Origin of the sequence: Anaeromyxobacter sp. PSR-1 (genome assembly GCF_000964525.1) — a bacterium.
In the GTDB taxonomy this organism is placed as follows: domain Bacteria; phylum Myxococcota; class Myxococcia; order Myxococcales; family Anaeromyxobacteraceae; genus Anaeromyxobacter.
In genome coordinates, this window is the sequence record NZ_BAZG01000133.1 from 1 (window position 1) to 11719 (window position 11719).

Genomic DNA, 11719 nt, shown 5'->3' on the forward strand with positions numbered 1-11719 from the left:
GATGCTGGGCGGCCTGGAGCCGGCCCGCTTCTGGGACACCCCGTCCTACCTCCACGACGCGGGCCACCTCGCGCGCGGCGAGCTCCCGCCGCTCGGGCTGCGCATGCCCGGCTACCCCGCGTTCGTCGCGCTCGTGGGAGGGCGCGCGCCCGACCTCGGGCGGGTCGCCGGGGCGCAGGCGGCGCTGTGGGTCGCGAGCGTCGTGCTCGCGTACGCGCTGGTCCGCCGGCTCACCGGCAGCCTCGCCGCCGCGCTCGCCGCGGGCCTCGCCGCGCTCTCCTTCGTGGACCTGCTGTTCATGGCGGTGACCCTCTACTCCGAGACGCTCTGCCTGGCGCTGGTGTGCGGCGCCGCGCTCGCCACCGCCGCGGCGTTCGCCGGCCGGGCGCGCGGGGCGGTCGTCGGCGCGGGCCTGCTGTGGGTCGCGGCCGCGCTGGTGCGCCCCATCTTCCTCGCCTCCGCCGGCGTGTACCTCCTGGCGGCGCTGCTCCTCGCGGCGAGGCGCGCGCTCGCGCGGCGCGACGTGGCGCTCGCGTGGGCGGCGGTCGGGGCCGTCGTGCTGGCGATGGCGTCGGTGAACCTCGCGCGCGCCGGCCGGTTCGAGTTCTCCCCCGGCGCGGGGCTCTCGCTCCTCAACCACGTCGGCCACCCGGCGGTGTACCGCCACCTCCCGCCCGACCAGGCCCGGATCCGCGAGGTGTACGAGCGGCTCGCCGCCGAGCAGGGGCGGGAGTGGATCGGGTGGTGGCGCGCCGTGGGGCCGCTCGCGGCGGTGGTCGCGCCCGAGCGGGCGGAGGCGGCCGGGCGGCTCGAGGTGGCCGCGGCGGAGCCGGTCGCCGAGCGGGTCGCACTGCGCGCCCTCGCGGCCGTGCCGGGCGGCTACGCGCGCGTGTGGGCGGACGCGGCGGAGCAGCTCCTCGGCCGCTTCGCGCTGCAGCTGGGGTGGAGCGCCTGGCCGGACGGCCCGCCGCAGTGGCCGCCCGGGGCCTGGCAGCACCGCGCCGCGCGCGACGCGGAGGCGGTGTGGCGGGTGGGGATGCCGTGGCTCTCCGCGGCCGCGCTGCTCCTGCCCCCGCTCGCGCTCTGGCTGCGCGCGCGCCGCCGCCGCCGCGGGGACGACGCGCCGGGACCGGCCGGGGCGGGCGCGGCGCTCGCGACGCTCTGGGTGATCGCGGCGGTGAACGCCGCGCTCAGCCCGGCCCTCGAACCCTGGGCGGGGCAGATGCGCTACCGCTTCCCCATCCAGCACCTCCTGCTCGGGCTGGCGATCGGTGCCGCGGTGCTCGCGGCGCGCGCCCTGCGCCCCGCGCGCGGCCTTGCCGGCACCGGAGCGGCCGGGGCCGGCGCCGGCGCCGGCCGGCCCACGTGACGCTGGGTGAAGCACGGCCGCGGGCATCCGGGCCCCCCGGCGGCCCGGAGCCTTGTCGCGCGCCCGGGGTGCACGCAGATCCTCCGCGAGACGGCGGCGCCGGTGCGACCCGGGGGGCACGCGTGCGCGGGACGCCGTCCGGGGAGCGCGGATGGCGCAGGCGGTGGCGGCGGCGATCGAGTGGGGCCTGTTCGCCCTCATGGCGTACACGTTCGCGGTGGCGCTGGCGGGCTTCCTCCCGCGCCGCGCGCCCGCGACGGCGCCGCCCCGCCATCGCTTCCTGGTGCTCGTCCCCGCCCACGACGAGGCGGCGGTGGTGGCGCACGCGGTGCGGGCCGCGCTCCGGCAGGATCACCCGCGGTCGCTGTTCCGGGTGGTGGTGGTCGCGGACAACTGCGCCGACGACACCGCGGCCCGGGCGCGCGCCGCCGGCGCCGATGCGGTGCTGGAGCGGCGCGATCCCCGCGACCTCGGCAAGGGGCACGCGCTCGCCTGGGCCCGCGAGCGTGCGCTGGCGCTCTACCCGGCGGACGCGGTGTGCGTGTTCGACGCCGACAACGTCATGGCGCCCGGCTTCCTCTCCGCCATGGACGCCCGGCTCTCCGCCGGCGCCCGCGTGCTCCAGGGGACCATCGAGGCGAAGAACCCGGACGACAGCTGGATCACGCAGGCGAGCGCGCTCCAGCACGCGGTCGCGGCCCGCCTGTTCGAGCGCTCGCGCGCGCGGCTCGGCTTCTCCGCGCTCCTGAACGGCACCGGCTACTGCGTCCGCACCGAGGTGCTGCGCGCCTGGCCCCCGGATCCCGCCTGCCTCACCGACGACCGCGAGCTGCAGCTCCGGCTGCTCCGCGCCGGCGTGCGGGTGGAGTGGGCCCCGGAGGCGGTCACCTACGACGAGAAGCCGGCCACGCTCGCCGCCTCGTGGCGCCAGCGCGTCCGCTGGGCGCGCGGCCACCTCGACGTGGCCCGCCGCCACACGCTGCCGCTGCTCTGGCGCGCGCTCCGGCACCGCGACCTCGCGGCGCTGGACGGCGCGGTGGCCTGCCTGCAGCCGTCGAGGTCGGCGGTGGCGATGCTCGCGGGCGCGGTGGTCGCGGCGCGCGTGGCGGCCGCGGCGCTGGGCCACCCGGCGGGCGCCCCGCACGTCCCGCTCGCCGCCTGGCTGCCGCTGCTCGCGTGCCCGGTGGCGTTCCCGGTGGCGGCGCTCGCCGCGGAGCGCGTGCCGGCGCGGGTGGCGCTCCGCTACGGGTACACGCTGCTCCTGCAGGCCGCCTGGGCGCCCCTGCTGGTGGCGGGGCTGCTGCGCCGGCGGGACCGGCGCTGGGGGGCGACGCGCCACACCCGGAGCATCTCGGTCGAGGCCCGGCTCGCGGCGGGCACGGCCGCCGGCTCGACCGGCCCCGGCGGCACGGCGGCCCGGCCGCGGCGGGGAGGGGAGAGCGTCGCGTGAGCCCGGACGGTGCGCCGGGGTGCCCGGGGCCGCGCCGCGGCCAGGGCTGCGCCCCGCGCCCGGGCTTCCGGGCGGGCGCGCGCGTCGCGACGTTGGTGGCACCGGCGGCGTCCGCCGGCCGGGGTCACACACGGTGAAGGCATGCTGAAGGAGCGGGCAGGGGCGGTCTCCGCGGGGCTGCGCGCGCTCGACCTGGCGCTGGTGGCGGCCGCGTTCGGGCTCGCCCTCGCGCTCCGCGCGGCCGTGGACGTCCCGGCGGTGCCGCCGCTGCTCCCGGCCGGCCGGCACCTCGCCTGGCTCGCCGTGGCGCTCGCGCTCTGGCCGGCCGCGGCCGGGGCCGCCGGAGTGTACGGTCAGTACCGCACCCGGTCGCGCCGCGAGGAGATCCTCCGGCTGGCGCGCGCGGTCGGCCTGCTGGCGCTGGGGGTCGCGGCGGCGAGCTTCCTCGGCCGCGACCGGGACCTCTCGCGCCTGCTGCTCCTCGGCTGGCACGCGATCGCGCTGGTGCTGCTGGCGGGCAGCCGCGTGGCGGTCCGCACCCTGGCGCACGAGGCCCGGCGGCGCGGGCACAACACGCGCGCGTTCGCGGTGGTGGGCAGCGGGCCGCTGGCGCGGGCCATGCGGCAGCGGCTGCTGGCGCGGCCGGAGTGGGGCTTCACGTTCGCGGGCTTCGTCCTCGAGGAGGGCGCGCCGCGGCGGGGCATCCCGGGCCCGGTGCTGGGCCGCGTGGACGAGCTCGCGGCGGTGCTGGAGCGGCACGTGGTGGACCTGGTGGTGTTCGCCGTCCCGCGCGACCGCCTGCCGGAGATGGAGGCCGCGGTGGCGGCCTGCCAGGAGCAGGGCGTGGTGGCGAAGATCGGCCTCGAGCCGTTCCCGCCTCGCCACGGCCGGCTCACCGTCGAGGACCTCGACGGCATCCCCGTGCTCTCCTACGCCTCCGCGCCGCAGGACGCGCTGCCGCTGCTCGCGAAGCGGGCCATCGACGTGGTGGCGAGCGCGCTCGCGCTCGCGGTGCTCTCGCCGCTGCTCGGCGCGGTGGCGCTGGCGGTGCGCCTCGACTCGCCCGGCCCGGTGCTGTTCCGGCAGCGACGGGTCGGGCTGTCCGGCCGCACCTTCACGCTCTACAAGTTCCGCTCCATGCGCGCCGGCGCCGAGGCGGAGCAGGCGCGGCTCGCCGATCGCAACGAGATGGACGGCCCGGTGTTCAAGCTGCGCGACGACCCGCGCGTCACGCGCGTGGGGAGGGTGCTGCGCCGCACCTCGCTCGACGAGCTGCCGCAGCTCTGGAACGTGCTCCGGGGCGAGATGAGCCTGGTGGGCCCGCGGCCGCCCTTGCCGGACGAGGTCCGGCGCTACGAGCGCTGGCAGCGGCGCCGGCTGTCGGTGAAGCCCGGGCTCACCTGCACCTGGCAGGTGTCCGGCCGGTCCGAGGTCGGCTTCGGCCGCTGGATGCAGCTCGACCTCGACTACATCGACCGGTGGTCGCTCTGGCAGGACGTGCGGATCGTGCTGCGCACCATCCCGGCGGTGCTGCTCGGGCGCGGCGCGCGGTAGAGTCCGCGCATGGACGCCCAGCTCGAGGCCCGGATCGCGGAGGCCGCCGCCGTGCTGCGCGCCGGCGGCATCGTGGTCTATCCCACCGAGACGTTCTACGGGCTCGGGGCGCTCGCCTCCGACGCCGCAGCGCTCGCCCGGCTCGCCGCCGCGAAGCTGCGGCCCGAGGGCAAGCCCCTGCCGCTCGTCGCGGCCGACCGGGAGCAGGTGGACCGGGTGGCGTCGCTGGAGGGCGCGGCGGCGCGGCTGGCCGGGCGCCTCTGGCCGGGGCCGCTCACGCTGGTGCTGCCGGCGCGGCCGGGCCTCTCCGAGGCCATCACCGCGGGCTCCGGCACCGTCGGGGTGCGGATCCCCGGGTCGGAGGTGGCGCGCGCGCTGGCGCGCATGGCGGGCGGGGCGCTGGTCTCCACCTCGGCGAACCTCTCCGGCGGCCCGCCGCCGGACCGGGTCGAGGCGCTCGCCCCCGCCCTGCGCGCGGCCGTGGACCACGTGCTCGACGCCGGCCCGACGCCCGGGGGGCTCCCGAGCACCGTGGTGGCGGTCGCCGGCGAGGAGCTGCGGGTGGTGCGGCCCGGCGCCGTGTCCATCGAGCAGGTGACCGCGGCGCTCGGCGGCCCCACCGGCGCCTTGCACCGTACGGGGCCGTGATCTACGGTCCGGGGCCCCATGGCCGAGATCGTCCCGTTTCGAGGCGTCCGTTACGCCGCCACCCGCGGCCGGGCCCTCGGCCAGCTGCTGGCCCCGCCCTACGATCTCGTCTCCCTGGAGCAGCGCGACGAGCTGCTGCGCCGCAGCCCCGAGAACATCGCCCACGTCGCCATCGGCGAGGAGCGCGCCGGCGACGGGCCGGGCTCGAACAAGTACACGCGCGCCGCCGAGCTCTGGACCGGCTGGATGCAGCGCGGGGTCCTGCGCCGCGATCCCGGGCCGGCCCTGTACGCGCTGGAGCAGGCGTTCTGGGCGCCCGACGGGCGGCAGGCGCGGCGCCGCGGCTTCCTGGCGGCGGTGCGGCTGCACGAGTTCTCCGAGGGCGTCATCGTCCCGCACGAGAAGACGCTCACCGCGCCCCGCGCCGACCGCCTCGAGATCCTGAAGGCGGTCCGGGCCAACCTCTCGCCCATCATCGGCCTCTACCGCGACGAGGACCGGACCACCTCTCGCGCGCTGGAGGCGGTCGCCGCCGGCGAGCTGGTGGCCGAGACCGACTCCGACGACGGCGTGCACCACCGGCTCTGGCGCGCCGAGCAGCCGGAGGTGGTGGCGGCGCTCCAGCAGGCGGTGGCCGACAAGCGGATCTTCATCGCCGACGGCCACCACCGGTACGTGTCCGGGCTCGCCTACCGCAAGCTGGTGGAGGCGCAGCGGCCCGGGCTGCCGCCGGGCGCGGGGCACAACTACATCCTCATGTTCCTGTGCCCGATGAGCGACCCGGGCCTGATGCTCTTCCCGACGCACCGGCTGGTGTTCGGGCTGAAGGACTTCTCCGTGGCGCGGCTCACCGGCGCGCTGGAGCGGTACTTCAGGATCGAGACGCTGCCCGAGGACATCCGCCGCCCGGCCGGCCGCGCCTGGGCCATCGCCAAGCTCTCCGAGCACTTCGGGAAGTCGTCCTCGTTCCTGATGGTCACCGCCGAGGACCAGAAGGCGCGCGTGCTCACGCTGCGCGACGAGGCCGACCTGGAGGAGGCGGAGCTCCCGCGCAACGAGACGCTCCGCGCGCTCGACGTCACCGTGCTCCACTCGGTGGTGCTGCAGCACGTGCTCGGCCTCTCGGCCAGCGCCCAGGAGAACCAGGAGAGCCTCACCTACGTCCGCGACGCGGGCGAGGCGGTGAACCGGGTGCTGTCCGGCGAGCACCAGGTCGGCTTCCTGGTCAACCCGACGCCCATGTGGCAGGTCGAGGCGGTGGGCGACGCCGGCGAGACGATGCCGCAGAAGAGCACCTACTTCTACCCGCGGCTGCAGAGCGGGCTGGTGATGCGCGAGGTGTTCGAGCCCGGCACGCCGTCACCGTAGGCCCGGCGGCCGGGCGGCCCGGCGGACCGGGTGGACCCCCGGGGCACTCGGCCGCCTTTCCCGGCGGCGCCGACTGCGCTAGAAAACGCCCATGCCTTTCCCCCAGCACCGCCCCCGCCGCATGCGTCGCACCGAGGCCCTCCGGAGCCTGGTGCGCGAGACCACCCTCGCCCCCCAGCACCTGGTGTGGCCGCTGTTCGTGCTCCCCGGCGCGAAGGTGCGGAACCCGGTGAAGAGCATGCCGGGCGTGTTCCAGCTCTCCGTGGACGAGCTGGTCGCCGAGGTCCAGCAGGGCTGGGAGGCGGGCGTCCGCTCGGTCATCCTCTTCGGCATCCCCTCGCACAAGGACCCGCAGGGCACCGAGGCGTACGCCGACGACGGGATCGTCCCGCAGGCCATCCGGGCGCTGAAGGAGAAGGTGCCCGGGATGGTGGTGATGACCGACGTGTGCATGTGCGAGTACACCGACCACGGCCACTGCGGCATCCTCAAGGCGTCGAAGGCCGGCGGCCCGAGCAAGGAGCTGCAGGTCGACAACGACCTGACGCTGCCGCTCCTCGCCAAGGAGGCGCTCGCCCACGCGCGCGCCGGCGCCGACATCGTGGCGCCCTCGGACATGATGGACGGCCGCGTGGCGGCGATCCGCGCCGAGCTGGACGGCGCCGGCTACCAGGACGTGCCCATCCTCTCCTACGCGGCGAAGTTCGCAGGCGCGTTCTACGGCCCGTTCCGCGACGCGGCGGAGAGCGCGCCGGTGGAGGGCCCGGGCATCCCCAAGGACCGCAAGGGCTACCAGATGGATCCCGCCAACTGGCGCGAGGCGCTCCGCGAGGTGGAGCTCGACGTCGCCGAGGGCGCGGACATGATCATGGTGAAGCCGGCCGTCCCGTACCTCGACATCGTGCGCCAGGTGCGCGACCGCTTCGACCTGCCCACCGCCGCGTACCACGTGTCCGGCGAGTACGCGATGATCAAGGCCGCCGCGGAGCGCGGCTGGATCGACGAGGACCGGGTGGTGCTCGAGACGCTGCTCTGCTGCCGGCGCGCCGGCGCCGACCTCGTGCTCACCTACTACGCGAAGCACGCCGCCCAGCTCCTCACCGGGAAGAAGCGTTGACCGTGCTCCGGCCCGTGCCCCAGCCCGCCACGTACAAGGTCGTCGAGGTCTCGCCGGTGTCCGACGAGACCCTGGAGCGCGCCCTGAACGAGCGGACGGGGGAGGGCTGGAGCTTCGAGTCGCTGCACTTCGTGACGCGCGACGGCTCGCACCGCCCGGCGCTCGCGTACCTGTTCTTCGTCCGCGGCGATCCGCCGGCGGCGCGGGAGCGCTGACCGCATGCGCGATGCGCGGCGAGAGGGGAGCCCGTATCCCAAGGCGGACCTGACGCTCCGGGGGCTGGCCCGCCTCGCCGACCTCACCGTCGCGTTCGCGCTTGCGCAGGTCTCCCCGCAGATCGGGCCGGTGCTCTCGGCCTTCTACCTGCTCGTCGCCGACGGACTCATGCAGGGCCAGTCGATCGGCAAGAAGGTCTTCGGCGTGCGCACCGTGGTGGTCCCGCGGCGCGCCCCCGCCGGCTACCACGAGTCGATGCTGCGCAACGCGCCGTTCGCGCTCGTGGCGGTGTTCTGGTCCGTGCCGCTGCTCTGGCCGGTGTTCTTCGTGGCCGGGGTGCCCATCGTGGCGTTCGAGGCGTACATGATCGTCTCGGACCGGCTCGGCATCCGCATCGGCGACATCTTCGCGGACACGCAGGTGGTGGACGGGAAGGTGCTCGCCAAGGACGACGCCGTCGTCCGCGACCTCACGCCCGTCAGCCCGGCGCCGCCCAGCCCGCCGGCGAGCGCCACGCGCCAGCGCGCGGCCGCATGAAGCCTCCACCAGCCAGCGCCGTCCCGCCTCGAGCCCCGCGTCCCCACGGGCCGGGAGAGGTCTCCCCATGCGCATCGCCCTGACGCACAACCTCCGGATCTCGGACTCCGAGGAGGAGGCCGAGTTCGACACCCGCGAGACGGTGGACGCGCTCGCCGGCGCCATCGAGCGGCTCGGCCACCGGGTCGAGCGGATCGAGGTCTCCGGCCCGGCGTCGCGCACCGTGACGCGCCTCGAGGCGTTCGGGCCGGACCTCATCTTCAACACCGCCGAGGGCCGGCGCGGGCGCTTCCGCGAGGCGTTCTTCCCGGCGCTGTTCGACGAGCTGGGCATGCCGTACACCGGCTCGGACGCGTACGCGCTGGCGGTCACGCTCGACAAGCAGCTCACCAAGCTCGTGCTGGCGCAGAAGGGCGTCCGGACGCCGCGCTGGCAGTACGTCGAGGAGCCCTGGCAGCTCCAGGTGAACGCGCTCCGCTACCCGGTCATCGTGAAGCCGAACTTCGAGGGCAGCTCGAAGGGCATCACGCAGGACTCGGTGGTGGACGATCCCATGCGCCTGCACGAGGTGGTGCAGGACGGGCTGGCGCGCTACCCGGCGGGCCTGCTCGTCGAGGAGTTCGTGGTCGGGCGCGACCTGACCGTCCCGTTCCTGGAGGCGGCCGCGCCGGACCGGCACGGCGTGCTCCAGCCGGTCGAGTACCTCATCGACCCCGCCGTCACCGCCGGCCGCAAGTACGCGATCTACGACTACGAGCTGAAGACGAAGCTCGACAAGGCGGTGTCGGTGCGCGCGCCCGCCAAGGTGAAGCGCGGGCAGGCCGAGCGGATCCAGCAGCTCTGCGAGACCGTCTACCGCGAGCTCGGCATCCGCGACCTGGGGCGCATCGACCTGCGCCTGGGCGACGACGGCGAGCTGTACTTCCTCGAGATCAACGCGCTGCCCTCGCTGGAGCCCGGCGCCGGCATCTACGCGGCGGCGGCGCTGGAGGGGCTGCACGAGGACGCGGTGCTCGGGGCGGTGATCCAGAGCGCGGTGCAGCGCTGGAACATCGTGGACAAGAGCGCCCGGCGCGGGCGGCCGCGGCGCACCGAGCGCCTCAAGGTCGGCTTCAGCTTCAACGTGAAGCGCGTCACCCCCGACCCCGGCGGCGAGCAGGACGAGGAGGCGGAGTACGACTCGCCGAAGACGCTGCAGGCCATCCGCGAGGCCATCGCGAGCTGGGGCCACGAGGTGGTGGACCTGGAGGCGACCCAGGACCTGCCGCTGCAGCTCGCTTCCACGCCGGTGGACGTCGTGTTCAACATCGCCGAGGGGTTCAAGGGGCGCAGCCGAGAGTCGCAGGTGCCCTCGCTGCTCGAGCTGCTCGACATCCCGTACACCGGCTCGGATCCGGCGGCGCTCTCGGTCTCGCTCGACAAGGCGCTCGCGAAGCGCATGGTGCGCACCCACGGGATCCTCACCCCCGACTACCTGGTGCTGAACACCGGCAACGAGCGGCTCCCGCGCGAGCTGACCTTCCCGCTCATCGTGAAGCCGGTGGCGGAGGGCACGTCGAAGGGCGTCACCCGCAAGTCGGTGGTCCGCGACGAGCTCGAGCTGCGCGAGGTGGCCCGCGAGCTCATCGCCAAGTACCGCCAGCCCGCGCTGGCGGAGGGCTACGTCTCCGGCCGCGAGTTCACGGTGGGCCTGCTGGGCGAGCGGCGGCCGCGGGTGCTGCCGCCCATGGAGATCGTGTTCCTCGACGCGCAGGACCCCACGCCCATCTACTCGTTCGAGATGAAGCAGGACTGGAACGAGCGGATCCGCTACGAGGTCCCGGCGAAGCTCTCGCCGCGCGAGCTGGAGCGCCTGGAGAAGGCGGCGCGCGAGTGCTTCACCGCGCTCGGCTGCCGCGACGTGGCGCGGCTCGACTTCCGCATGGACGCCGAGGGGCGGATCCACTTCATCGAGTGCAACCCGCTCCCGGGCCTCGCGCCGGGCTGGTCGGACCTCGTGCTCATCGCGCAGGCCGCCGGCATGGACTACCGCGGGCTCATCGGCGAGATCCTCTCGTTCGCGATCCGGCGGTACCAGGAGCGCGAGCGCGAGCGGGAGCGGGCCGCCGGGCGCAGGCGGCCGCCGAGCGCGAGGCGCAGGCGGCCGCGCCGCAGGGCAACGGCGCGCCCGGCCCGGAGGCGCCGGCCGGCGGGAACGGCGGGACGGGCGGCGAGGCCGGCGAGCGGCGGCCGCAGGCGCCGCACCGGCACTGATCCGGCGCCGCGTCCCGGCGGGAGCCCCGCGGCCGGACCGGCCGTCCGCGCCCGGGCGGGATTTCCGCTTCGCCCGGGGCGGCGGGTGGCGTAAGTCTTTCGCATGCCCGAGACCGCACCGAACGAGCCGCGCTGTCGCGCCCGCGACCTGGGCATCTCGCTGGGCCGCTACAAGCCGGGCCGCTGGAACGCCATCACCGACGTCGCCGGGGTGCGCGTCGGCCACTCCACCGTGACCCGCGGGGCCGGCCCGCTCCGCGTGGGCAAGGGGCCGGTCCGCACCGGCGTCACCGCGATCCTCCCCAACCCCACCAACGTGTTCGAGGACCGGGTGGTCGGCGGCGGCTTCGTGCTGAACGGCGCCGGCGAGGTCTCCGGGATGACCCAGCTCCTGGAGTGGGGGCTGGTGGAGACGCCCATCTTCCTCACCAACACGCTGTCGGTCGGCGCCGTGTCGGACGCGGCGGTGAAGTGGATGGTGGAGCGCTACCCCGGCATCGGCGACGAGCACGACGTCATCATCCCGCTCGTCGGCGAGTGCGACGACTCGTGGCTGAACGACATCGCCGGCCGGCACGTGAAGGACGAGCACGTCTACGAGGCGCTCCGGACCGCCAGCGACGGGCCGGTGCCGGAGGGGAGCGTCGGCGGCGGCACCGGCATGATCACCTGCGACTTCAAGGCGGGGATCGGGACCTCCAGCCGGAAGCTCCCCGAGACGCTGGGCGGCTACACGGTGGGCGTGCTGGTGATGTCCAACTTCGGCGTGATGCGGCAGCTCCGCATCGGCGGCCTGCCGGTGGGCGAGGTGCTGGAGGCCCGCTACCGCCCGGCCAACCGGCGCACCCGCAACTACGGGTCGATCATCGCGGTGATCGCCACCGACGCGCCGCTCATCACCCACCAGCTCAACCGCCTCGCCAAGCGCGCGGCGCTCGGCATCGGGCGCGTCGGCTCCACCGCCATGCACGGCTCCGGCGAGATCGTGCTGGCGTTCTCGACCGCCAACCAGGTGCCCCGCGAGACCAACAAGATGGTCTACCGGATGAAGATCCTGCTCGACCAGCGGCTCGACCCGCTCTACGAGGCGGTGATCGAGGCGACCGAGGAGGCCATCCTGAACGCGCTCTGCATGGCGCGGGACATGGAGGGCGTGAACGGCAACGTGAGCAAGGCCCTGCCGCTCGACGACGTGAAGGAGATGGTC

10 protein-coding genes are annotated in these 11719 nt (G+C 75.6%); all 10 read left to right on the plus strand.

Features of this window, described 5'->3' with window-relative positions; all coding sequences use genetic code 11:
- The coding region (locus tag PSR1_RS16765) for a hypothetical protein (RefSeq protein WP_059438609.1) at nucleotides 1-1369 on the plus strand (1369 nt) is incomplete at its 5' end.
- 151 nt (nucleotides 1370-1520) lie between these two features.
- Nucleotides 1521-2819, plus strand: a complete 1299-nt coding sequence (locus tag PSR1_RS16770) for a glycosyltransferase family 2 protein (RefSeq protein WP_059438610.1) — start codon at nucleotides 1521-1523, stop codon at nucleotides 2817-2819.
- A gap of 141 nt (nucleotides 2820-2960) precedes the next feature.
- Nucleotides 2961-4373 (plus strand): sugar transferase, encoded by a 1413-nt coding sequence (locus tag PSR1_RS16775; RefSeq protein ID WP_059438611.1) that lies wholly within the window; start codon nucleotides 2961-2963, stop codon nucleotides 4371-4373.
- A 9-nt stretch (nucleotides 4374-4382) separates the two neighbouring features.
- Complete coding sequence (locus PSR1_RS16780) at nucleotides 4383-5021, plus strand: L-threonylcarbamoyladenylate synthase (RefSeq protein WP_059438612.1); 639 nt, start codon at nucleotides 4383-4385, stop codon at nucleotides 5019-5021.
- A gap of 18 nt (nucleotides 5022-5039) precedes the next feature.
- On the plus strand, nucleotides 5040-6389 hold the full coding sequence (locus PSR1_RS16785; protein WP_059438613.1) for a DUF1015 domain-containing protein: 1350 nt from the start codon (nucleotides 5040-5042) through the stop codon (nucleotides 6387-6389).
- Between the two features lie 91 nt (nucleotides 6390-6480).
- Entirely contained in the window at nucleotides 6481-7506 is a 1026-nt protein-coding gene (gene hemB, locus PSR1_RS16790) for a porphobilinogen synthase (protein WP_059438614.1), read from the plus strand.
- A gap of 2 nt (nucleotides 7507-7508) precedes the next feature.
- Nucleotides 7509-7721 carry a DUF4177 domain-containing protein gene (locus tag PSR1_RS16795; RefSeq protein WP_237758077.1) on the plus strand — a complete coding sequence of 71 codons (213 nt, stop codon included), beginning with the start codon at nucleotides 7509-7511 and terminating at the stop codon, nucleotides 7719-7721.
- A 4-nt stretch (nucleotides 7722-7725) separates the two neighbouring features.
- A complete protein-coding gene (locus PSR1_RS16800; protein ID WP_059438616.1) occupies nucleotides 7726-8259 on the plus strand; it encodes an RDD family protein in 534 nt (177 codons plus the stop codon).
- A 67-nt stretch (nucleotides 8260-8326) separates the two neighbouring features.
- Complete coding sequence (locus PSR1_RS16805; protein ID WP_152643371.1) at nucleotides 8327-10606, plus strand: ATP-grasp domain-containing protein; 2280 nt, start codon at nucleotides 8327-8329, stop codon at nucleotides 10604-10606.
- 9 nt (nucleotides 10607-10615) lie between these two features.
- Nucleotides 10616-11719, plus strand: a 1104-nt coding sequence (locus tag PSR1_RS16810) for a P1 family peptidase (protein WP_059438617.1), incomplete at its 3' end; no start/stop codon positions are given.

Bases quoted from the DNA above. Each gene is read 5' to 3' on its own strand.
- PSR1_RS16770 (WP_059438610.1), top strand. From the start codon at position 1,521: ATGGCGCAGGCGGTGGCGGCGGCGATCGAGTGGGGCCTGTTCGCCCTC.
- PSR1_RS16775 (WP_059438611.1), top strand. From the start codon at position 2,961: ATGCTGAAGGAGCGGGCAGGGGCGGTCTCCGCGGGGCTGCGCGCGCTC.
- PSR1_RS16780 (WP_059438612.1), top strand. From the start codon at position 4,383: ATGGACGCCCAGCTCGAGGCCCGGATCGCGGAGGCCGCCGCCGTGCTG.
- PSR1_RS16785 (WP_059438613.1), top strand. From the start codon at position 5,040: ATGGCCGAGATCGTCCCGTTTCGAGGCGTCCGTTACGCCGCCACCCGC.
- hemB (WP_059438614.1), top strand. From the start codon at position 6,481: ATGCCTTTCCCCCAGCACCGCCCCCGCCGCATGCGTCGCACCGAGGCC.
- PSR1_RS16800 (WP_059438616.1), top strand. From the start codon at position 7,726: ATGCGCGATGCGCGGCGAGAGGGGAGCCCGTATCCCAAGGCGGACCTG.
- PSR1_RS16805 (WP_152643371.1), top strand. From the start codon at position 8,327: ATGCGCATCGCCCTGACGCACAACCTCCGGATCTCGGACTCCGAGGAG.